The 21,014-nt window shown below is 71.3% G+C and carries 19 protein-coding genes and 2 tRNA genes; 11 read left to right on the top strand and 10 right to left on the bottom strand.

The window, feature by feature from the left end; genetic code table 11:
• The first annotated feature begins 65 nt into the window (after positions 1-65).
• Genes HUT19_RS20940 through xerC form a run of 3 tightly spaced genes read left to right on the top strand, consistent with a single transcriptional unit; the run spans position 66 to position 2,970 of the window.
• Positions 66-1,517 carry a replication initiator gene (locus HUT19_RS20940; RefSeq protein ID WP_176181944.1) on the top strand — a complete coding sequence of 484 codons (1,452 nt, stop codon included), beginning with the start codon at positions 66-68 and terminating at the stop codon, positions 1,515-1,517.
• Positions 1,514-1,696, top strand: coding sequence for a helix-turn-helix domain-containing protein (locus HUT19_RS20935; RefSeq protein WP_176181943.1), 183 nt, complete (start codon positions 1,514-1,516; stop codon positions 1,694-1,696). Before HUT19_RS20940 ends, HUT19_RS20935 begins: the two co-directional genes overlap by 4 nt.
• Positions 1,696-2,970, top strand: a complete 1,275-nt coding sequence (gene xerC / locus HUT19_RS20930) for a tyrosine recombinase XerC (RefSeq protein ID WP_176181942.1) — start codon at positions 1,696-1,698, stop codon at positions 2,968-2,970. Before HUT19_RS20935 ends, xerC begins: the two co-directional genes overlap by 1 nt.
• Before the next feature lie 91 nt (positions 2,971-3,061).
• Here the strand turns inward: xerC and HUT19_RS20925 are convergent.
• Both HUT19_RS20925 and HUT19_RS20920 read right to left on the bottom strand, forming a co-directional pair.
• A tRNA-Arg gene (locus HUT19_RS20925) sits at positions 3,062-3,134 on the bottom strand.
• A 310-nt stretch (positions 3,135-3,444) separates the two neighbouring features.
• Positions 3,445-3,535 (bottom strand) — tRNA-Ser (locus HUT19_RS20920).
• Between the two features lie 212 nt (positions 3,536-3,747).
• Here HUT19_RS20920 and HUT19_RS20915 point away from each other — a divergent pair.
• Both HUT19_RS20915 and HUT19_RS20910 read left to right on the top strand, forming a co-directional pair.
• Positions 3,748-4,197 carry an SSI family serine proteinase inhibitor gene (locus HUT19_RS20915; RefSeq protein ID WP_176181941.1) on the top strand — a complete coding sequence of 150 codons (450 nt, stop codon included), beginning with the start codon at positions 3,748-3,750 and terminating at the stop codon, positions 4,195-4,197.
• A 234-nt stretch (positions 4,198-4,431) separates the two neighbouring features.
• Positions 4,432-8,736, top strand: coding sequence for a PAS domain-containing protein (locus tag HUT19_RS20910; protein WP_176181940.1), 4,305 nt, complete (start codon positions 4,432-4,434; stop codon positions 8,734-8,736).
• A 148-nt stretch (positions 8,737-8,884) separates the two neighbouring features.
• Here the strand turns inward: HUT19_RS20910 and HUT19_RS20905 are convergent, their stop codons facing one another.
• The 6 genes from HUT19_RS20905 to HUT19_RS20880 form a co-directional block, all read right to left on the bottom strand.
• Positions 8,885-10,537, bottom strand: a complete 1,653-nt coding sequence (locus HUT19_RS20905) for a long-chain fatty acid--CoA ligase (RefSeq protein ID WP_176181939.1) — start codon at positions 10,535-10,537, stop codon at positions 8,885-8,887.
• 126 nt (positions 10,538-10,663) lie between these two features.
• Positions 10,664-11,194, bottom strand: coding sequence for a SigE family RNA polymerase sigma factor (locus tag HUT19_RS20900; RefSeq protein WP_176181938.1), 531 nt, complete (start codon positions 11,192-11,194; stop codon positions 10,664-10,666).
• 203 nt (positions 11,195-11,397) lie between these two features.
• Entirely contained in the window at positions 11,398-12,297 is a 900-nt protein-coding gene (locus HUT19_RS20895) for a DUF1906 domain-containing protein (RefSeq protein ID WP_176181937.1), read from the bottom strand.
• Between the two features lie 53 nt (positions 12,298-12,350).
• Positions 12,351-13,544, bottom strand: a complete 1,194-nt coding sequence (locus HUT19_RS20890; protein ID WP_176181936.1) for a lipid-transfer protein — start codon at positions 13,542-13,544, stop codon at positions 12,351-12,353.
• Positions 13,541-13,975, bottom strand: coding sequence for a MaoC family dehydratase (locus HUT19_RS20885; RefSeq protein WP_176181935.1), 435 nt, complete (start codon positions 13,973-13,975; stop codon positions 13,541-13,543). The genes HUT19_RS20890 and HUT19_RS20885 overlap by 4 nt, the downstream gene beginning before the upstream one ends.
• Positions 13,972-14,997 carry a bifunctional MaoC family dehydratase N-terminal/OB-fold nucleic acid binding domain-containing protein gene (locus HUT19_RS20880; protein ID WP_176181934.1) on the bottom strand — a complete coding sequence of 342 codons (1,026 nt, stop codon included), beginning with the start codon at positions 14,995-14,997 and terminating at the stop codon, positions 13,972-13,974. Before HUT19_RS20880 ends, HUT19_RS20885 begins: the two co-directional genes overlap by 4 nt.
• A gap of 611 nt (positions 14,998-15,608) precedes the next feature.
• Between HUT19_RS20880 and HUT19_RS20875 the strand changes: the two genes are divergently transcribed.
• Positions 15,609-16,670, top strand: a complete 1,062-nt coding sequence (locus HUT19_RS20875) for a bifunctional DNA primase/polymerase (protein WP_254885679.1) — start codon at positions 15,609-15,611, stop codon at positions 16,668-16,670.
• 259 nt (positions 16,671-16,929) lie between these two features.
• A complete protein-coding gene (locus HUT19_RS20870; RefSeq protein ID WP_176181932.1) occupies positions 16,930-17,727 on the top strand; it encodes a hypothetical protein in 798 nt (265 codons plus the stop codon).
• 139 nt (positions 17,728-17,866) lie between these two features.
• On the opposite strand, the gene HUT19_RS20865 is transcribed toward HUT19_RS20870, so the two are convergent.
• Positions 17,867-18,241, bottom strand: coding sequence for a helix-turn-helix domain-containing protein (locus HUT19_RS20865; protein WP_254885678.1), 375 nt, complete (start codon positions 18,239-18,241; stop codon positions 17,867-17,869).
• 470 nt (positions 18,242-18,711) lie between these two features.
• Here HUT19_RS20865 and HUT19_RS20860 point away from each other — a divergent pair, with 470 nt between their 5' ends.
• Together HUT19_RS20860 and HUT19_RS20855 are read left to right on the top strand one after the other, a co-directional pair.
• Positions 18,712-19,161 carry a hypothetical protein gene (locus HUT19_RS20860; protein WP_176181931.1) on the top strand — a complete coding sequence of 150 codons (450 nt, stop codon included), beginning with the start codon at positions 18,712-18,714 and terminating at the stop codon, positions 19,159-19,161.
• Positions 19,162-19,287: 126 nt separating this feature from the next.
• Complete coding sequence (locus tag HUT19_RS20855) at positions 19,288-19,569, top strand: hypothetical protein (protein ID WP_176181930.1); 282 nt, start codon at positions 19,288-19,290, stop codon at positions 19,567-19,569.
• A gap of 64 nt (positions 19,570-19,633) precedes the next feature.
• Here HUT19_RS20855 and HUT19_RS20850 read toward each other — a convergent pair whose 3' ends face one another.
• A complete protein-coding gene (locus HUT19_RS20850; protein ID WP_176181929.1) occupies positions 19,634-20,104 on the bottom strand; it encodes a hypothetical protein in 471 nt (156 codons plus the stop codon).
• 412 nt (positions 20,105-20,516) lie between these two features.
• Here HUT19_RS20850 and HUT19_RS20845 point away from each other — a divergent pair, with 412 nt between their 5' ends.
• Positions 20,517-20,663: a hypothetical protein gene (locus HUT19_RS20845; RefSeq protein WP_176181928.1), complete on the top strand. Its 147-nt coding sequence runs from the start codon at positions 20,517-20,519 to the stop codon at positions 20,661-20,663.
• A 68-nt stretch (positions 20,664-20,731) separates the two neighbouring features.
• Positions 20,732-20,944, top strand: a complete 213-nt coding sequence (locus tag HUT19_RS20840) for a hypothetical protein (RefSeq protein ID WP_254885677.1) — start codon at positions 20,732-20,734, stop codon at positions 20,942-20,944.
• Positions 20,945-21,014 lie beyond the last annotated feature (70 nt).

Here is a 21,014-nt window from a genome sequence, read left to right as displayed (position 1 = left end):
GGCCAGCACTCGCACCCTCGCCCAGTGCTGCCCCGGGCCCTGGGACAGCAGAAAGGACACCCCCCGTGAAAGCCCCCCTGGACCTCCGCCACGTGGCGAGCCTGGCCCTGCGGGACCTCATCCACCTCGCCCAACTCCCCGACTTCGACCGCGTCCAAGACCAGATCGGCCAAGTCCGCGGCTGCACCCGGCCCGTGCAACTCGTCGGCTCCACCGAAACCCGCGACACCACGACGGACACCGTGCTCCGCTCATACAGCACCGCCGACGAACCCACCGGACGGCTGCTCACCACCTGCGGCAACCGCCGCTCCTCCCGCTGCCCAGCCTGCTCACGCCTCTACGCAGCCGACACCTACCACCTCATCCGGGCCGGACTCTCCGGCGGCAAGACCGTGCCCGACACCGTCCGCACCCACCCGCGCCTGTTCGTCACCCTCACCGCCCCCTCCTTCGGGCCAGTCCACAACCGCCGCACCACCGACGCGGGCGAGACCCTGGCCTGCCGCTGCGGCGACCGCCACCGCACCGATGACCCCGCCCTGGGCACCCCGCTCTCCCCGACCACCTACGACTACACCGGAGCGGTGCTGTGGAACGCCCACGCCGGAGCACTGTGGGCACGCTTCACCACCTACCTCCGCCGCGAACTGGCCGCCCACCTCGGCCTGACACAGAAAGCACTGCACGCGGCGCTGCGCGTCTCCTTCGCCAAAGTCGCCGAGTATCAGCGGCGCGGCCTGGTCCACTTCCACGCCGTGATCCGCCTCGACGGCCCCGAAGGAAGCAACGAGCCTCCACCCAGGTGGGCCACCACCGACGCACTCACCCACGCGGTCAAAGCCGCTGCTGAACGCGCCGTACTCACCGTGACCTCCGACGCCATCGGCGAACGCCAACTCACCTGGGGCGAGCAACTCGACATCCGCGAAATCGCGGCCCTGGGAGACGGCGAACTCACCGACCAGAAAGTTGCCGCCTACGTCGCCAAGTACGCCACCAAAAGCGCCGAGGACTCCGGCACCGTAGACCGCTCCCTGCGCTGCCCCCACTGCACCGGACGCGGCTACCAGCACGGCCCGGACGGCTTCCGGGACCTGTGCGGCCCGTGCGACGGCACCGGCCAGTCCGAACCCATCGCCGACCTGCCCGTGCACAGCCACGTCCGCCAGATGATCCGCACCGCCTGGGACCTCGGCCACCTGCCCGAGTTCGCCGAACTCAAGCTCTGGAAGTGGGCCCACATGCTCGGCTTCCGAGGCCACTTCTCCAGCAAATCCCGCCGCTACTCCACCACCCTCGGCGCCCTCCGCGACACCCGCCGCACATGGCGCACCGAACGTGCCCGCGCCGCCGACGACCGGCCCGAGCTGCCCGAGGAAACCACCCTCGTCGTCTCCCACTGGCAGTACTTGGCCTCCGGCTACAGCCCCGGCGAAGAACTCCTCGCTGCCCAGGTACGCCACGAAATCGCCCTTACCGACCGCCACAAGACAGAAGGGGACCTCTGGCTGTGACTCCGGGACTGCTCAACGTGGACCAAGTCGCCGCCCACCTCCAGGTGAGCCGCTGGACGGTCTACAACCTCATCCGCTCACGCGAGCTGGCTTCCCTGACCGTCGGCCGCTGCCGCCGCATCACTGAATCCGCCCTGCACGACTACATCACCCGCCAGACCGAAGGAGAGGCCGCCTGATGGGCAAGAAGAACTCGAACGGCGAGGGAAGCATCTACCAGCGCAGGGACGGACGCTGGGAGGGCATCGCGTACGTCCTGACGGCCGACGGCACGCACAAGCGGCGCAGCGTTTACGGGAAGACGTGGGATGAAGCCCACTACAAGCTGACCAGGCTCAAGGCCGACTCCAACCATGGGCTGCCCGTCGCCACGAGCAAACAGAGCCTGGCTGACTTCCTGACGTATTGGCTGGCCAACGTCGCGCGCATCAAGGTCCGTCCGGCCACGTACGCCGCTTATGACTCGCTCGTGAGGAACTACCTCGCCCCAGGCCTCGGCAAGAAGAAGCTGACGCGACTCACCGCGCGGGACATCCGGGCCTTCCTCGCGGCCACTGCTCGTACCTGCCAGTGCTGCGCTCAGGGGAAGGACAAGGCTCGTCCGGAGCGGAAGCGACGCTGCTGCGCCCTGGGCAAGTGCTGTAAGTCGTATCCGTCCGACCGAACCGTGCGGTTCCTCCTGGTGCTGCTGCGGGCTGCACTGGAGCACGCGGTTCGGGAGGACGAGTTGCCTCGCAACGTGGCCAAGAACGTTGAGCTGGGCATGGGCACGAAGCGCGAGATAGAGCCGCTTACGGTGCACGAGGGACGGCAGCTCTTGGCGGCGGCGCGTGGCAATCGGCTCTGGGCAGTGTACGAACTGGCCGTACGGATCGGTCTGCGCCGCGGGGAAGTCCTCGGCCTTCGGTGGAAGGACGTCGACCTGGTGGACGGCTCGGTCACCATCCGCCAGACACTCCAGCGCGTTAGTGGGGAACTACTGATCTCCGCCCCGAAGACTCAGCGCTCAGCTCGCCGGGTGGCCCTGCCCGCCGAGTGCGTGACGGCGCTCCGGGCCCGCCGGGCCCAACAGCGCGGGGACAGGTTGGCGGCCGGTGGCAAGTGGAAAGGCGGCGGCAGCGATCTTGTCTTCACCACCAAGAACGGAACACCCATCGAACCGCGCAATCTGAACCGTGCCTTCACCCTCCTGTGCGACAAGGCAGGGGTGCGGTGCGTCCGCTTCCATGACCTCCGGCACACGTGCGCGTCTCTGCTTCACGAGCAGGGAGCCGACGCCCGGATGATCATGGAAGTACTCGGGCACAGTTCGATCCGCGTGACGATGGACATCTACACCTTCGTCCGCCTGGACTCTCAGCGCTCCGCCTTCGACCGCGTCGGCGATGCCCTGCGTGACGGCAACGGGACGGACGATGGTGACGGCTCGGGTGGCGCCCTGGTCGCCGTCTGATCGGAACGCTCGGCGGTTGCCGTCAATGACCGCCGTCAACTGCCAACGCAAGAGGCCCCTTCCATCACTGGAAGGGGCCTCTGATCTGCTGCGCGCTCGGCAGGATTCGAACCTGCAACCTCTTGATCCGTAGTCAAGTGCTCTATCCGTTAAGCTACGAGCGCTTGGCTTCCCGGCGGTTTTTCTTGCCGGTCGGCGTTGCGGGGACAACATTACATGACCTGCGGCGTCACGCGAAATCCGTTTCCCACACCACGCCTGACCTGCGGAAACTCCATTTTTTGGGGTCAGCGCGACCGGCGTTCCGGCGCGCCCGGGAGGCGAGGCGTGGCGCAGGCCGGGGCCATGATCACGGCGAGGAGGATTACGTAGAGCGCTTGCGTGAACACTGAAGGTGACGCCGGTCGGCGGGCGGCGACAGAAGGGCCCAAACACAGGAGCCCCGGCCGATTTCGGCCGGGGCTCCTGGAGAAGCGGAGGCTGAGGGATTTGAACCCTCGATGGGCTTTAAGACCCAAACCGCATTAGCAGTGCGGCGCCATAGACCAGACTAGGCGAAGCCTCCAGCACACCGATTCATCGCGCGAGCACGATGTGGTGTGTGCAGATGATGTCACAGCCCGGCGGGATGTCACCAATCGCGCCCTACGGTACTCGGCGGGCGGGCACCACCGCAAAGGCCTATTGCCCTATTGGCGGAGCAACGCGCGCGGCGGCGGCGCGTTAGAGGGGGCAGGGGCAGCGCGCCCCGGTATTGATCACACCAGGAGTGCCCCCATGCCCCCGCTGCACCGCCTCGCCGTCACCGCGGCCGTCACGGCCGCCGCCTCCGTCGCCGCGCTGGCTCCCGCGTGGGGGACGCCGCTGCCGCTTCCGATGCCGATCGACGGGGAGAGCGCCGACCGTCTGGTGATCACCGTGAGTGAGACGGGGGACCCCATGGATGCCGCGCGCTATGTGCTGTCCTGCCATCCGACGGGCGGCACGCATCCGCGGGCGCGGGCCGCCTGTGCGCAGCTGGACTCGCAGACGGAGTGGGGGCGGGACCCCTTTGCTCCGGTGCCGCCCGGGGCGATGTGCACGGGGATGTACGGGGGGCCGGCCACCGCGCGGGTGAGCGGGCATTGGGCGGGGCGGCCCGTCAACGCGCGCTTCGACCGCACCAACGGGTGTGAAATCGCCCGATGGGATCGTTTCTCCGTGGTTTTGCGCATGCCTGGCAGCTGATGGGTGGTGATGGCAGCTGACCGGGGGATTGGCCCAGGACGGAGAAGGGCCGTCCCCCGGAGGGGTTTGTCCGGGCGTGCGTCGAGACGCGTACGTCGTGCTGCGAGCTCCCTCTCATCTACCGTCGCGCCCGCCGCCGGTGCCCGTAGACTCCCCTAGAGACACTCCGCAGACGGGGCGGCAGAATGACCGCGAGTGTCGGCAAGGTGAGGTAGTCAGGGAGGAAGCGTCGTCGTGAGCAGCAGGCCATCCCGAGGCGCTGCTCGCCTCGCAGCGATACTCGACGCCCTTCCGGACGCACTGCTCCTCGTCAACTGCAACGGCACGGTCGTCAACGCCAACCACATCGCACTCGAGTCCTTCGAGGCGCCGGGGACCGCGCTCGTCGGTCGTGGTCTGCTCGATCTGCTCCCCTCCTTCGATCCCAATCGCATTCCCGGGTCGATGCGGCGCCCCACGGACACGGAGCGGAGGAGCGGCACCAAGCCGACCCGGATGATGGCCCGGCGCACCGACGGGGCGCAGTTCCCCGTCGAGGTGACCAGCGCCAATCTGGAGGACGGCCGGACCCCCTACGCCGATCAGTACGGCTACACCGGCGATGAGCTGCTGATGCTCATCGTGCGCGACCTGACCGGGACGCTCGACACCGAGGCCGAACTCGCCCGCCAGCAGCGCCAGACCGAGATGATTCTGCGCGCGGCGGCGGAGGGCGTGGTCGGCGTGGACACCGAGGGCAAGGTGGTCCTCGTCAACCCGTCCGCGGCGCAGATCCTCGGCTATCGGGCCAGTGACCTGGGCGGTCAGGAGCTTCACTCTCTTGTACACCACTCGCGCCCGGACGGTTCCCCCTTCCCGTACGAGGAATCGCCGCTCGCCGACACCCTGCGCTCCGGCCGCAAGCACCGGGTGCGCGGCCAGGTGCTGTGGGCCAAGGACGGCAGCCAGGTTCCGGTCGATCTGACGACCGCGCCCGTACGGGACGGCGAGCAACTCGTCGGCGCCGTGATGACCTTCACCGACCGGCGGGCCGAGCGAGACCTGGTCGCGGCCCACACCGAGGAGGTGGCGGGCCTCACCTCCCAGCACGCCGAAGAGCTGGAGAGCCTCGCCGCCAAGCACGCGGCCGAACTGGAGGAGCTCACCGCCCAGCACACCCAGGCGCTGGAGGACCTCCGGGCGCAGCTGGCCGGGGAGCGCGAGCGGTACACGGAGCAGGTGGAGTCCCTCACCGCCCGGAACACCCAGCTGCTGGCCGTACTCGACCAGTCGTTGCGCGGACCGCTGCTGGAACTGCGGGGCGAGCTGGGTGTCCTCGCCGACGACCCGGCCGGGCAGCTGTGGCCGGAGGCCAACCAGATCCTGCACCACCTCGCCGCCGGGTACACCCGGATGACCACGCTCGTCGACAACGTCCTGAGCTATCAGCGGATGGACGCGGGCGGCGAGGAGCCGGCCCGGCGCGCGGTCTCCATGGACGAGGTCGTGGCGGCCGGTGTCGAGGGCGCGGTCGAGCTGATCGGCCCGGGCCGGGCGCAGTTCGCCGTGCACGCGCCGCCGATCGAGGCCGAGGTGGACGCGGAGCGGCTGGCCCAGGCGCTCGCCCATCTCGTCGCGGACGTGGCCGGGGTCGACTCGACCGGCAAGGCGACGGCGGGCGGCGCGGCGGCCGGGGACTCGACGATCGTCGTCGCGGCGGCGCAGCGCGGGAACGTCATAAGGATCGAGGTCCGCGGGCCCTACGCGGGCGGCGACCCGGTGCACGAGCCCATCGTGCGCGGGATCGTGCGCCGGCACGGGGGCGTACTCCAGACCCATGAGATGCCGGGCATGGGCGGGCACGCCTATGTCCTGGAGGTACCGATCTCGGCCGCCGCCGCGGACCAGGAGCGCGCGAACACCGCGTCGAGCGCGGGGCAGGCCGACGGTACGCAGGGACAGGGCACTTCCGGCGGTACGTCCGGTGGTGGTACGTCCGGTGGTGGTACGCCGGGCGGTGGCACGGCCGGTGGTGCTACGTCGGGTGGCGGCACCTCCGGCGGCGGTACGGCCGGGGACGGCACCGGCCACACGCCGACCGGGCGCCGCCGAGCCCGTCCGCACCCCGACGAGACCCCGGCACCCGGCACCGCCGCCCCGGACACCGACGGCAGCGGGACGCAGAACGGCGAGCAGGGCGCGGGCACGGCCGAACAGCCCGCCGCGAGTGGCGGCGACACCGGCGCGCACCAGAACGAGCCCCGGCCGACCGGGCGCCGCCGAGCCCGTCCGCACCCCGACGAGACCCCGGCACCCGGCACCGCCGCCCCGGACACCGATGGCAGCGGGACCGGCCACCACCGCCACGCCCGCGCCGACGACGCACCGGAGACGCCAGGTCCGGAGACGGCAGGTCCGGAGGCAGCCGGTCCGGAGGCAGCCGGTCCGCAGCCGGTCGGCCCCGCCGGTATGGGCGTTGTGCCGCCTCAGGGCATCGCCGCCCAGGGGCAGGCCCCCGGGGGTCGGCGCGCCCGGCGCGGCGCCCCGGCCCAGGAGAACAGCGCGGCCCCCCGGTCCGCCCTCGCACTGCCCCCGGCGGCGGCCGACGCCACTGCCCCGGCACCGCAGCAGCAGGTTCAGCCGGGCGCCCTGCCCGCGCTGCCCGCCGCCCGCGGCCCCGAGCACGAACAGCAGCCGCCGCACGAACAGCAGCAGGCGCAGTGGGGCCCGCCGCCGCAGGACACCAACGGCGGCCAGCCGCAGCAGGCTTCCACGCCCACGGGACGGCGCCGGGCGCGCCGGGCACTGGCCGAGGCCCCGGAACGGCCGTTGTCCGACCAGGAGCAGGCCCAGGGTCAGGGTCAGGGCCGGCCCCAGGGCCAGCCCGCGGAGGAGCCCGGCGCCGCCCGGGGCCCCTTCGCGCTGCCGCCCGCCGCGGCCGACCGGCCCCAGGAGCCCGGTGGGCTGCCGCCGGAGCTGGGCCCGGCCGGGCTGGTCCCCGCACAGCACGGTCCCCGCGGCGCCGCCCAGCCGCAGGGCGGTGGCGGTCTGACCGTACGCGGCGAGCCCGTACCCTCCAACGGCGCCCCGGGGCAGGGCGGGTCGGCCATGGCCGCGCTGCCCGCCGCCCGCGGCCCCGAGCACGGACAGCAGCCGCCGCACGAACAGCAGTCCGAGCCGACCGGGCGCCGCCGGGCGCGTCGGCCGCTCTCCGACGAGCAGCCGGGCCCCGCCGCCCAGCCACCTCAGCAGAACGGCCCGCCGTCGGGTCAGTGGTCGGGGGCGCCCGCGCGGCCCGGCTCCCAGCCGCTGCCCGCCGAGGCGCCGCCGGGCGCGGACACCACGCAGGGGCGCGCGATCAGCGTGCGGACGCTCGGGCAGGGCGTGCCGTTCGCCCAGCAGGTCGGCGAACACGGCACGGGGCAGCATCCGACGGGACAGCACCCCGTTGGTCAGCACCCCACCGGTCAGCACCCCACCGGACTTCAGCGGCCGGGCCAGCCGCAGGGCGGCCGTCCGCAGGGGCAGCAGCCACCGGCGCAGCCTCAGTCCCAGACGCCCTCCGGCGGTACCGCCGCGACGGGGTCGGGCCGACGGCGCAAGCTGGCCGCCCGTCCCGAGGTGCCGGGAGCGGACCAGGGCGGGCCCGCCCGCGACGCCGCGGCGGCCGCAGGCCGAACGCCGCAGCCGCAACGCGCACCGGGTCCGCAGAGCTCGGGCCGGGCGTTCGCGATCGGCGCGCCGGACGAGGGCGCCGAGGGCCCGGAACCCCTGGACGGGCCGAACGGCGCGATCGAGGTCGTCGACGACCGCACTCCGCCCCTGGACGACGAACTGCCGCCGGAGCCGCTGGACAACCCGCGCCGCCTCCTCGTGTGGCCCGCGCCGGACATGTCCACGCAGCAGGCGCTGAGCGACCGCGGCTACCGCCCGGTGATCGTCAATTCCCGTGAGGAGGTGGACGCGCAGATCGCCGCGTACCCGGCGGCGCTCTTCGTCGACCCGCTGACCGGGCCGATCACCCGTACCGCGTTGCAGTCGCTGCGTACGGCGGCGGTCGCCGCCGAGGTGCCGGTGCTGGTGACCGCGGGGCTCGGCCAGGCGACGCGGGAGGCGGCGTACGGTGCCGACCCGGCCGTCCTGCTCAAGGCGCTCGCCCCGCGCGACAGCGAGCAGCATCCGCCTCGCGTGCTGCTGATCGAGGAGCACGAGCCGATCGCGGCGGCGCTGACGGCGACGCTGGAGCGGCGCGGGATGCAGGTCGCCCGCGCGGCGACGGACGCCGACGCGGTGACGCTCGCGGGCCAGATGCGGCCGAACCTGGTGGTGATGGACCTGATGCAGGTACGCCGGCGCCGGGCCGGGATCGTGGACTGGCTCCGCGGCAACGGTCTGCTCAACCGCACCCCGCTGGTCGTCTACACCTCGGCCGATATCGACCCGGGGCAGCTGCCCCGGCTGACCTCGGGCGAGACCGTGCTGTTCCTCGCGGAGCGCTCGACGAGCGCGGAGGTTCAGGCCCGGATCGTGGACCTGTTGGCGAAGATCGGCACCAACTGACGCGGTCCGCCGACGGGCGGGAGCGGGGGCGAAACCCGAGCCGCCCGCCCCCGGGACTGCCCATGCGGCCGACCCGCCCCGCCGACGGAGAAACCGGCGGACCGGTCCACGCCACCGTCCCGCTCCCGGGTCCCGCCCCGGGCCCGGCTCAGCCGAGCTCGGTCACGTCCAGCTCCCCGTCCGCGTACTGCTGCCGCAGCAGCTTCTTGTCGAACTTGCCCACGCTCGTCTTCGGCACCACCGGGATCAGCGCCCAGCGCTCGGGGAGCTGCCAGCGCGCGATCCGCTCGGCGAGGAAGGACTGGAGGCCCTCGTAGTCGACGGTGGCGCCCTCCTTCAGCACCACGGTGGCGAGCGGGCGCTCGCCCCACGTGGCGTCCGGGACGGCCACGACCGCCGCCTCCGCGACCTCCGGGTGGCCCATGAGCTGGTTCTCCAGCTCGACCGAGGAGATCCACTCGCCACCGGACTTGATGACGTCCTTGGCACGGTCGGTCAGCGTCAGATAGCCGTCGGGCGTGATGGTGCCGACGTCACCGGTCTTCAGCCAGCCGTCCTCGGTGAACTTGTCGTCGGGGCGGAACGGCTCGCCCGCCGCGCCTCCGTAGTACGCCCCGGCGATCCACGGGCCACGCACCTCCAGCTCGCCCGCCGTCACCCCGTCCCACGGCACCCGGCCGCCGTCGGGCGAGGTCAGCCGGGCCTCCACGGAGGCCGGGAAACGGCCCTGGCTCACGCGGTACGGCCAGGCGTCCTCGGCCGAGACCCCGGCGGGCGGCTGGGCTATGGTGCCCAGCGGTGAGGTCTCCGTCATGCCCCAGGCGTGCACCACACAGATGCCGTGGCGCTCCTCGAACGCCTTCATCAGGGAGGGCGGACAGGCCGAACCGCCGATATAGACATTGCGCAGGGAGGCCACGTCCCGCGGCTTGGCGTCCAGCTCGGCGAGCAGCCCGTGCCAGATGGTCGGCACAGCGGCGGCGAGGGTGGGGCGCACGCTCTCGATCATCTCGGCGAGCGGCTCGGGCTGGAGGAAGCGGTCGGGCATCAGCATCGAGGCGCCCGCCATGAAAGCGGCGTGCGGGGTGCCCCACGCGTTCGCGTGGAACATCGGCACCACCGGCAGCAGGGTGTCGCGCCCGGAGATCGCGAACGACTCGGCGCTGTTGACCTGCATCGAGTGCAGATAGATCGAACGGTGGCTGTAGGCCACGCCCTTGGGGTCCCCGGTCGTCCCCGAGGTGTAGCAGAGCGCGGCGGCCTCGCGCTCGTCGAGCTCCGGCCAGTCGTAGTGGGCGGGGCGGCCCGCGATCAGCTCCTCGTACTCGTGGACCCGCGCCCGGCATCCGTCCAGGAGAGAACGGTCGCCCGGGCCGGTGACCACGATGTGCTCCACGGAGCCGAGGCCGGGGAGGAGCGGGGCGAGCAGCGGCAGCAGCGAGCCGCTGACGATGATCACGCGGTCGGCGGCGTGGTTCACGATCCAGGTGAGCTGCTCGGTGGGCAGCCGGAGGTTGAGGGTGTGCAGCACGGCGCCCATGGACGGCACCGCGAGATAGCACTCCAGATGCTCGCAGTTGTTCCACAGGAGGGTGCCCACGGGCTCACCGCGCTCGACCCCGAGCTCATCGCGCAGCGCATGGGCGAGCGCGGCGGAACGCGCGCCGACCTCACGGAAGGTACGGCGCCGGGGCGCACCCTCGCCGGTCCAGGTGGTCACATGGGCCGCGCCGTGCACGACCGAACCATGCATGAGGATGCGGGTCACGGTCAGCGGTACGTCCTGCATCGTGCTGAGCACCGGGGCCTCCAGGGTTCCGGTTACGCGCGGGTAGAGATGCCGCTGATTTTGCTGCCGACCGGCTGGTGTGTCATCCCCCTGTGGATAACCCCACTGTGGCCGGACCCGTGAGTCCGGGAAGGCCCGTCAGGCCGCGCGGGAGAGGTCCGGGTCCTCGCGCAGCTTGCCGAGGGCGCGCGAGACCGCGCTCTTGACCGTGCCGACGGACACCCCGAGCACCTCGGCGGTCTGGGCCTCGCTCAGGTCCTCGTAGTACCTGAGTACGACCATGGCCCGCTGGCGGTCCGGCAGCCGCAGCACCGCCCGCCACATGGCGTCGCGGAGCACCTGATGCTCGGCGGGGTCGGGAGCGGGGACCGGGTCCGGCTCGGGCAGTTCCTCGCACACGAACTCGTCGACCTTGCGCTTGCGCCACTGCGAGGTGCGGGTGTTCAGCAGCGCGCGTCGCACATAGCCGTCCAGCGCCTTGTGGTCCTCGATGCGCTCCCACGCCAGGTATGTCTTCGCCAGCGCGGTCTGGAGCAGGTCCTCGGCGTCGAAGGCGTTGGAGGTCAGCGAGCGGGCGGTGCGCAGCAGAACCGGCCCCCGCGCCCTGACGTACGAGGAGAACGACGGGAACGCGGCGGTGGATGCGCCCGTGCACACGGTCGTGGTCATGGCTCAACGCTATGAGCGAGCAGGTCATCGCGGATCGGCCCCAGGTGCCGAAGCCGGGTCAGTCTCAGGTTGTAGGGGTGGTGCCGGCAGCACCTCCTGAGGGGGGAGGGGGCGGGGAGCGGGTCGGGGATCCGCCGGAGGGGTACGGGGCCATTCGACGGGGTTCCGCCGGGGTTCCGCCGGGGTCCCGCCGGGGCGCGAGGTCAATCGACGATCGCGACCGGTGCGTCCACCTTGTTGCGGTCGATCCACAGCGTCCGGCCGCCGTGTGTCACTTCGACATTGCCCACGTACTGGTGGATGCGGCGGTGCGGCCGCCAGGCGGTCTTGGCCAGGGCCGGTTCCCCGTACAGCGACGACTTCCCGCTCCAGCGGGCGAACCACATGATGGACGGAAGGTCGTCGACTCCGGCCTTCCGGGCCTCTTCCAGATGGCGCACCCCGGACTCGGCGCTGCTGTAGAAGCCGGGGAAGAAGCCCTGTGCGCCGACTTCGCGGTTCCAGGCACGGATGAAGGAGAGCGTGGTGGCGGCGCAGCCCGTCCGGGACCGGTCGTACGCCTCCATGTCGAGGTAGAGCGCGCTGCGCTCCTTCATGCCCAGCGCCCTGGCGCGGGCCACCGCGTCCCGCCCCTCCGCGCGCCCCTGCGACCAGGGGGTGCTGCCGATCGGTACATGCGTCTTGTCGATGTTGCGCACGCACGGCGACTGGGAGCCGACGTAGACGGGCAGCACATGCCATCCCAGGGTCGCGGCCCCGCGCATCCAGGAGGCGGTGAGGTGGGGCTGGCTCGGACAGGCCCGGCCGCGGCCGCCGAAGTAGACGCCGAGGGCGCGGTAGCGGGAGGCCTGCCAGGCGCGCAGGGTGCTGAGGGGCGGGGTGTGGCAGGTGTCGAAGGCCCAGCCCGTGAAGACCTCGGCGCCCAGCGCGCGGGGGTCGGGGAGGGCGGCCGTCGCCGAGGAGGAGGCTCTGGCCTCGGACGACGCGGAGAGCACGGCCTCGGAGGAGGCAGGGGCGGCAGCGGCGACCGAGGCTGCCAGCGCCGTGGCCACACCTGCGGTCCAGCCCGTGATCGTCCAGCCGCTCTGCTTTCTTCGTTTCATATGAAGAATGAAGGGGGATGCGGGACGGCCGAGGCCGCAGACACGCGCGCGGTTCAGCCGTCTGCGCCGAGGAGAAGCCCGGATGTCGGTACCCCGGCACCCGCGGTGACCAGGACGTGCGAAGCCTGCCGGACCTGGTTGACCGAGGTGCCGCGGATCTGCCGTACGCCCTCCGCGATGCCGTTCATCCCGTGCAGATACGCCTCGCCGAGCTGGCCCCCGTGGGTGTTGAGCGGCAGCGCGTCCTCGGCGACGAATCCGGCCGCCTCGCCGCGTCCGCAGAAGCCGAACTCCTCCAGCTGCATCAGCACACATGGGGTGAAGTGGTCGTAGAGGATGCCCACGTCGATCTCGGCCGGGGTGAGACCGCTGTCGCGCCACAGCCGCCGCGCCACCACGGCCATCTCCGGCAGACCGGTGAGCTCGTCGCGGTAGAAGCTGGTCATCTGCTCCTGTCCGCGCCCCGCCCCCTGCGCCGCAGCCGTGATCACCGCGGGCGGATGACGGAGGCCGCGGGCCCGCTCGACGCTGGTGACCACGACGGCCTGGCCGCCGTCCGTCTCCTGGCAGCAGTCGAGCAGCCGCAGCGGTTCGACGATCCAGCGGGAGGCGGCGTGCTCGGCGAGGGTGATCGGCTGACCGTGAAAGTACGCCGCCGGGTTGGTGGCGGCGTACCGCCGGTCGGTGACGGCCACATGGCCGAAGACCTCCGGGGTCAATCCGTAGACGTGCAGATAGCGCTGCGCGGCCATGGCCACCCAGGACGCCGGGGTGAGCAGGCCGAAGGGCAGCACCCAGCCGAGCGCGGTCCCCTCGGCCGAGGGTTCGCGGTGCTGCACCCCGGCTCCGAAGCGGCGCCCGGAACGCTCGTTGAACGCGCGGTAGCAGACGACGACCTCGGCCACCCCGGTCGCGACGGCGAGCGCGGCCTGCTGCACGGTGGCGCAGGCGGCGCCCCCGCCGTAGTGGACGCGCGAGAAGAACGACAGCTCGCCGATGCCGCACGCCTGGGCGACGGTGATCTCGGGGCTGGTGTCCATGGTGAAGGTGACGAGCCCGTCCACGTCGGCGGGGGTGAGCCCGGCGTCGTCCAGGGCGGCCCGGACGGCCTCGGCCGCGAGCCTCAGCTCACTGCGGCCGGAGTCCTTGGTGAAGGCGGTGGCACCGATGCCCACGACGGCCGCGGCGCCACCCAGGGTGCCGGGTCGCCGGGCGCTCTTGGGGGGTTTTGTCGGGCGCGCGCTCATCGGGGGTCCCCCGTCGGCCCGTCGGGCCCCACCGGGGCGTCGACGGCGGGGAGTTGGACGACGACCGTGCCGGTCACATGGTTGCCGAAGCCGTTCGCGCCGGTCACCGCGACCTCCGCCGTACCGTCGGCGACCGAGGTGACCTCGCCCCTCAACACCATCTCGTCACCCGGATAGTTGGGCGCGCCGAGCCGGATCGCGACCTTCCGCAACCGTGCCAGCGGGCCGAAGTGGTCGGTGATGTAGCGCCCGACGAGCCCGTTGGTGGTCAGGATGTTCATGAAGATGTCCGGGGAGCCCTTCTCCTTGGCCGCCTCGGCGTCGTGGTGCACATCCTGGTAGTCCCGGGAGGCGAGGGCGCCGGAGACGATGAGGGTCCGGGTGATCGGGATACGCAGCGGTGGCAGGGCGTCGCCCGCGCGGGCGGTCATCCGGCCTCCTCCGCCGTCGCCCGGAAGACGGGGAGCTCCATGGCCCCCTTGGCGTCGTCGACCCGGAGAAACTCCAGTTCGACGGGCATGCCGATACTCACCTTGCCGTACGGCACACCTGTAATGCCGCTGACCATCCGTACTCCCTCGGCGAGCTCGACCAGCCCCACGGCGTAGGGCGGATCGAAGGCGGGGAAAGGCGGGTGGTGCATGACCACATGGCTGAACACCGTGCCGCGGCCGGATGCCTCGGCCGTCTCCCACTCCGGTGAGCCGCAACGGCCGCAGCCGGGCAGCCAGGGGAAGCGGAGGGTGCCGCAGGCGGTGCAGCGCTGGAGAAGCAGCCGGTGCGCGGCGACGCCCTCCCAGAAACCGGCGTTGTCCCGGTTGACGACGGGGCGGGGGCGCGCCGCTTCTGCCGCGGGCTCGGGATGTACCGGCTTCGCTTTCGCTTCCGGTTTCGCTTCCGGATTCGGTTCCGGTTTCGGATTCGGTTTCGCTTTCCCACCCCGGCGGGCGGGGGCGTACTTGAGAACGCGGAACCGGTGTGTTCCGACCAGTTCACCGCCCACATGGATGTCCATCCGGGTGGTGACGAAGTGCCCGGACCCCAGGGCGGTGGCCTTGCGTGGGGAGACCGACTCGATCACCGCGTCGAAGCGGACGCGGTCCCCGGGCCGGAGCGGGCGCAGATACTCCTGCTCGCAGTCGGTGGCGACGATCGAGGTGCAGCCCGCGTCGTCGAGCAGGGCGAACAGCTCGTCGTACGCCCGCGTCCGGGTCGAACCGGCCGGGTGGCCCGCCAGTCCGCCCATCGTCCACGCCTGGAGCATCGTGGGCGGTGCGATGTCCGGATAGGCGGGGCTGGCGTCGCCCATCGCCTCGCACCAGTGCCTGATCATGGGCTCGTTGACGGGGTCCCGGCCCTCGCCGCCCTGTACGGCCGTCCGCCCCTCGAACGCCCTGAGCCGCTGGTACAGCTCGTCGGGCACGGGTTTCCCGGGCGTCCTCTCACCGGTCATGGGCAGTGAACCCCCCTTGACAGGGCCTCGACGGGAAAAGCTTTCTGACTATCCGTCAGAAAAATTGGCGCTGTCAAGCACGGCGGCCACGTGCGGTCGCGCGGCGGCGCCGAGGCACCACCGCGCGACCGTACGACCTCACCCGTCCCCTTGAGTCAATGAATCACCACTGTTCGCTCTCGTCGGTCCAACACCGCACCCGCCCCAGCACGCCCCCGGCGCCCCCATCCCCTCGCTACATCCCGCTCCCTGGTGGCGATCTGCCTCCGTGCGACCGGAACACCGTTACGGACCTCCACCCGATGGGGATGGTGCGGAACTCCGCCATCTCGCTTCCTCCGACGCTCGGGAACCATCGCGGAAGCAGAGTTGCCCCACCGCATCCCGGAACAAGCGCACCGGACACCTCAATTACCACGGAAGCATGAGAAACCAGAGTTAAACGTGCCGAGCGCCCCCGCGCCTTGAGGGCGCGCCCATGCGCCGCCCGCCCTGTGGCGAACCGCGCCGCGCGAGAGCTACGGAGAACCGGTTCCGCACAGTTTCGGCCATCCTCACCACGTTCCTCGACCTCCTTCCCATTACCGAACACTTGTCCGAAAATGGGAGTCATGGCGACCACCGCACTCGCCCACGCTCTCGCCGCCGCGGCGCACGGCTTCCGCGTGATCCCACTGACCCGCGCGAAGCTGCCCGCCGTGCGCTCCCCACACCACCGCGACCCCGAATCCCCGCCCTGCCGCGGCGCATGCGGCCGGTTGGGCCATGGCATCCATGACGCCTCCGCGGACCCGGAGACGGTTCGCGCGCTGTTCGCGGCCGCCCCCTGGGCCACCGCGTACGGCATCGCGTGCGGATGCGCCCCGCACCACCTCATCGGCGTCGACCTCGACGTCCGGCCGCACGGCCCCACGACCGCACAGAGCAACCCCAGGGACCCGCAGGACGCCCGAGAACCGCAGAACCTCCAGGATCCGCGGGACTCCCAGGACCTCACCGGCGCGAGCGGGACGAGCGGCGCGAGCGGGACGAGCGGCGCGAGGGGGACGAGCGGCGCGAGGGGGACGAACGGTCCCGTCGCCCTCGCCCGGCTGGCCCGCGAACACGGCTTCGCCGTCCCCCGCACCGTCACCGTGCTCACCCCCGGCGGCGGCCGGCACCTGTGGCTGAGCGGCCCGCCCGGCCTCACCGTCCCCAACTCCGCAGGCCGCCTCGCCCCCGGGGTCGATATCCGCGGATCGGGCGGCTATCTCGTCGGACCCGGTTCGGCCGCCGCACACGGCCGGTACCGCCTCGCTCCCGGCTCCCCCGTCTGGACCCCCGCCCCGGCCCCGCCCGCGCTGCTCCGACTGCTGCGGCTGCCGTCCCCGGCCCGGCCGCGCACACCGTACGGCCGCCGCCCGTCCGAGCGGCATCCCGCCGCGCTCACCGCCCTCGTACGGTTCGTCCGCGAGTCCCGCGAGGGCCAGCGCAACGACCGGCTGTTCTGGGCCGCCTGTCGCGCCTACGAGACGGGCGCGGGCGCGCAGCTCGCCGCCGATCTGGTCCAGGCCGCCGTCGACGCCGGGCTGACCTGCCGCGAGGCCCGTGCCACGGTCGCCTCCGCGGCCCGCAGCGCCGCACGCCATCTCCAGCCCCCGGCCGCTTGGCCGCCGCCCCTGGGCCACGGCTGAGGGACGGTGCGGGTATGGCCGAGAGGGCGGCGCGGGTGGCGGCTGAGGGCGGCGCGATCCGGAGGTAAGCGGAACGTCAACCGTGCGCTACGCGTTCGAGGGGCACTATCGTGACCACGCGACGAGGCGCCCTGTGCACGCACCGCGCACACTCGCCGGTCCTTCCACCTCCGGGCGGACAGTGATGGGACTCCCGCTCTCCCCGTGACCGGCCGCTCGCCTCCGGCGCACCGGCAGCGAGGCGCGAGCAGGGGGAGCATTGCACGAGCTCTATGGACACGAGTGGTTCGCGCAGGTTGCGTTACCCCTCGGCGCCTGCGCGCTGGTCACCTGGATCTCGCTGATCCACCGTTTCGCCGACAAGGGCAGGCTGCTGGGGACCGCGCGGTCGACGGCGCTGTGCGCCGCGATCACCGGATGCACCTGTGCGGCGGCGCTGATCACCATCACGCTGCTGCTGCCGCACGCGGCCGATGTGCCGCCCGCCGTGGCCGCGGCCGCCGCGGGCGGAGCCCTGGCCCCGCGCGTCCGTCAGCAGCAGAACCAGCAGTCCACACCGCCGTTCGTCGCGGTGATCACGTTGGGCATCGCGGTGCTGCTGGACCGGTTGGAGCGGCGGCTCGCTCATGACATGTACTGCCACTGCCACCGGCTGGTCCAGGACTTCGGGACCGTGCCCCAGCTGCGGATGTTCGCCTTCGACGCCCGCGCGTATCTGCGCGGCAGCAGCCCCCTGACCAAGGAGCGGACGGCGATCAACACCTTGTACGAGGAGGTGGATCAGTACCTGGACGACGCCGCCAAGGTCGAGGCCGATATCGAGGCGAGCTGTCGGCAGCGTGAGCTCCAGGACTTCCCGGCGGAACTGCATCGCGCCACCCGGGAGGAGGCGGAGGACCGCCGTCAGGCGCTGGCCATGGCCAAGGAAGCCTGTGTGAAGATGCTGGAGTTCGGCTACCGGACGGGCAAGCGGAGCGCGGACCGCGACCTCGTACGGCTGCGGGATCAGGCGCTGGCCGAAGAGCCGCTGGCGGCGGCGGGGGCGCCGCACCCCTGACCGCGCACCCTTGAGGGCCATCGAGGACCCACGGGCAGGGCCCACAGGGCGCCTCAGGGCCCACAGAGCGCCGCCAGGGCCCACAGAGCGCCATCAGGGCCCACAGGGCGTATCAGGGCCCACAGGGCGTATCAGGGACTCACGGGGCGTAGACGAAGGCGTCGTCACCGCGCCCGAGGGCACGCCGGCCGCCGTCGTCCTTGGGCTCAACAAAGCTGATCTTCACGTCCAGTTCCAGCGCTTCGGCCACGGCGGCCAGGCTTCGTAGGGTCAGATTCTCGTCACCGGACAGTATTTGGCTGACCCGCCCCGGGCTGACGTCCATGAGCCTGGCGAGATCCGCTCTGCTCATGTCCCGCTTGCCCAGCAACCCTGCTACTTCCACGGTGGCTTGACGGGCCAGCCGGGCCCCCGCGTGCTCCGCGGCCTCCCCCTTCAGCCCCTTGCCCTTCCACGGCATGCTCATCACTCCCAGCCGCACGCTGTCGACGAAGCTCGTTCGTCCTTCAGCCACAGGTTCCCACCTTTAGCTACAACTAAAAGCCCACTTTCCCGTGTCCCGCATCCCAACTGCCCGCCAGTCGGCCGATCCCCCCGCTCTGACCTGCGCCAACGACCCACACCATAGGTTTTCGGCCAGATCGCCGCCCAGCTTGGCGCCGGTCCCGTGGACGTCAGGCCGGGCGGCGACGGTCAGCGGGGGCTCACCGCGGCGTCACTCCGATGGCCTTCCGGATCCGGGTGTCCGGACGTCCGGGGTCGGCCCCCACGTCCAACGCGCCACAGCCTCTTGCTCCCCGTTCGACGCTGCCTCGGATCCCTCGGACCCTCTCGGAGAGCCGGTCGAGCGGGAGCGGACGATCGAAATCCGGAATTCCGGCACCGCTGCGAAAATTCCCTCCGCGTTCAAGGAACCCCCCGGGACCGGCCACTCGTTCAGAATTCACTCAGCCACGCTCCGCCATACCCACGTCCAGAGGCGTCATGGGAATTCTGCGTGCGATCGGTCACTTCTTCACCTCAATCGGCACGGGGATAGGCCACGCTTTCATGTGGCTCGTCCATCACACATACAACAATGCCCTCACCCCTGTCGGGCACTTCTTCTCCTGGCTGGGCAGCGGCCTGGCCCACGGCTTCATGTGGCTGGTCCACGCCCTCTACGACCATGTCCTCACCCCCATCGGACACTTCTTCTCGTGGTTCGGCACCGGCACCCGAGACCATGTCCTCTCGCCCGTGGGCGAGGGAGTCAGCTGGCTTGCGCAAGTGGTGTGGAACGACGGCGTCCTCTGGTCGATTCACTTCATCTTCAGCGAGGAGATGGCCAAGGAAATCGTGTCGGCTGTCCTGTTGAGCGGAATCGCGGAATTGGTGATTCGACGGCCGCGCAAAAGGAGGGTCAGCAGCCGCGAGGACTATTGGGGCGCATGAGGCCGATTCCCTTCACACTCAGGCCGGTTGTGAGTGGAAGTCAAGTGACCACGGATAGCCATGAGCCGGAAGGCGGTTGGCGTCTTCTCCGGAACGTGATTGTGCAGGAGGTACATGATGCGTCGGATGGGAATGGCGGTAGCGTCGATGTTCGGTGCTCTGGCCCTCGCCCTGTTGTCCGCGGGAACGGCCACGGCCGCCCAGGGCACCCTGATCGTCAGCGGCACGCCGTACTCCGACCCCAGCGGCTGTTACAACACGGAGCAGTACCCGCTGCGGGTCGACAACCACACCGACGAGTTGGCCATCGTCTTCTCCGGCCCGGAGTGTCAGGGAGCCGTGACCGCCACGGTCCCGCCGGGCGAGCGCGGCGTCTTCGAGTTCGGTGAGAGCGTCTACATCCGCTGACACCTGGACCGTGCTCCGCGCACCAAGGGTGCCCCTCAACCAGGGCACCCACGCGTAGTTGCCCCTATGAGGAAGCCAGCGTTCTACGCGCAGCGGCCATGAACGCCGACTTCCCCGCCTCGAGGTGCTCGTTCACCTCGAGGTCACCGATCTCCCGCCACACGGCCTGATTGAGTGCATGGCCGTAGACCCGGACGGGCTCGTGCAACGCCTCGTCGCACAGCAGCATCACGTTCCCCGATGCGGTCCACAGCGCGGTCATGGCCTCCCCCGCCCGCGCCGTCCAGTCCTCGTCGTCGCCCCACTCCTCAGGACGGCTGTACGCGGCCCGTTCGGCCGTCTGCGCCCTCGCGATGAACTCCTTCAGTGCCTCGAGCTGTTCCGCCCGACGGCTCTCCGCGGCGGCCACCACCTGGCGGCGTTCCTCGGCCCGCTCCGCGGACCGCTGGGTGGCGTGCTGGGCGAACGCCGTCAGCCCACCCCCGAGCGCAACACCAGCCAGCGACAGAACCGATGCCCAGACCTCGCCGGCCACCCCGATACCCCCTCCGCGAAAGAAGTCCCGCCACGTACAAGGGCCATGGTGCCGCACTCCTTCACGGAACATGCGTGGAAGGAGGGCCCCTGGACGACCGCGCCAACAGACCGCCGCGCACCGCGAATGGACTGGCGGCCCCGAAGTCGTGGAACGTACGCTCGCCCTGATTCTCTTCAGGCCGGAACCGACGAACGGGGGGCAAGCCGATGGACGTCTTGCGGGGTGGACGGTGGTCGGGGGGCAAGGTCGGTGTCGTGAAGGCGGACGGGTCCGTCTGGCGGGGCCGCCGCCTGACAGGCACCAAAGTCGGCTTCGTTGAGGCGGACGGAACGGTCTGGCGAGGCCGCCGTCTGACAGGTGACAAGGTCGGCGTGGTCCAGGCAAAGGAACCATCCTGCGCGGTGGCCGCATGACAGGCGACAAGGTCGGCGTGGTGCAAGCGAACGGGACCGTCCTGCGCGGTGGCCGGATGACGGGTGACAAAGTCGGCACGATCGAGAACATGACCGACATCCAGAAAGCCGGCGGGGCCGCCCTGCTTCTGCTCCTGAGCTGATCGATATTCGGAGCTGCTCCGGCTTTCGCATGCGTACCCGGGGCGGCCGCGTGGGCAGGCATGGCCCCATGTCGACGTACGTGCCCTCTCCTGACGAAGTCACCGCCGCCCAGACTCCGAAGGGCGGCTGGACGAAGAGGCAACTCGCCGAATGGGGCGTGCCGTGGCCGCCGCCGCAGGGTTGGCGCAAGCACCTTGAGGCGAAGTGGCGAGGCGAGGACGTGCCGCCGCTGGAGAATCCGGAGACGCCGGAGATACCTGACCAGGACACCTTGTTCTGAGTCAGCGTTCTGAGTCAGGGCCCCGACGACCCCGCGTCAGGGAACTTGGCCGCACACACTGGTCCACAGC

It is taken from the genome of Streptomyces sp. NA02950, assembly GCF_013364155.1.
Lineage (GTDB): Bacteria > Actinomycetota > Actinomycetes > Streptomycetales > Streptomycetaceae > Streptomyces.
Note: the sequence above shows the minus strand (reverse complement) of the source record. Positions and strands in the feature narration are given on the sequence as shown.

What these genes read in the sequence shown, in the direction of transcription:
- xerC (WP_176181942.1), top strand. Translation starts at nt 1,696, where the DNA reads ATGGGCAAGAAGAACTCGAACGGCGAGGGAAGCATCTACCAGCGCAGG.
- HUT19_RS20915 (WP_176181941.1), top strand. Translation starts at nt 3,748, where the DNA reads ATGCCCCCGCTGCACCGCCTCGCCGTCACCGCGGCCGTCACGGCCGCC.
- HUT19_RS20900 (WP_176181938.1), bottom strand. Translation starts at nt 11,194, where the DNA reads ATGACCACGACCGTGTGCACGGGCGCATCCACCGCCGCGTTCCCGTCG.
- HUT19_RS20895 (WP_176181937.1), bottom strand. Translation starts at nt 12,297, where the DNA reads ATGAAACGAAGAAAGCAGAGCGGCTGGACGATCACGGGCTGGACCGCA.
- HUT19_RS20890 (WP_176181936.1), bottom strand. Translation starts at nt 13,544, where the DNA reads ATGAGCGCGCGCCCGACAAAACCCCCCAAGAGCGCCCGGCGACCCGGC.
- HUT19_RS20885 (WP_176181935.1), bottom strand. Translation starts at nt 13,975, where the DNA reads ATGACCGCCCGCGCGGGCGACGCCCTGCCACCGCTGCGTATCCCGATC.
- HUT19_RS20880 (WP_176181934.1), bottom strand. Translation starts at nt 14,997, where the DNA reads ATGACCGGTGAGAGGACGCCCGGGAAACCCGTGCCCGACGAGCTGTAC.
- HUT19_RS20875 (WP_254885679.1), top strand. Translation starts at nt 15,609, where the DNA reads ATGGCGACCACCGCACTCGCCCACGCTCTCGCCGCCGCGGCGCACGGC.
- HUT19_RS20860 (WP_176181931.1), top strand. Translation starts at nt 18,712, where the DNA reads ATGGGAATTCTGCGTGCGATCGGTCACTTCTTCACCTCAATCGGCACG.
- HUT19_RS20855 (WP_176181930.1), top strand. Translation starts at nt 19,288, where the DNA reads ATGGGAATGGCGGTAGCGTCGATGTTCGGTGCTCTGGCCCTCGCCCTG.
- HUT19_RS20845 (WP_176181928.1), top strand. Translation starts at nt 20,517, where the DNA reads ATGACAGGCGACAAGGTCGGCGTGGTGCAAGCGAACGGGACCGTCCTG.
- HUT19_RS20840 (WP_254885677.1), top strand. Translation starts at nt 20,732, where the DNA reads ATGTCGACGTACGTGCCCTCTCCTGACGAAGTCACCGCCGCCCAGACT.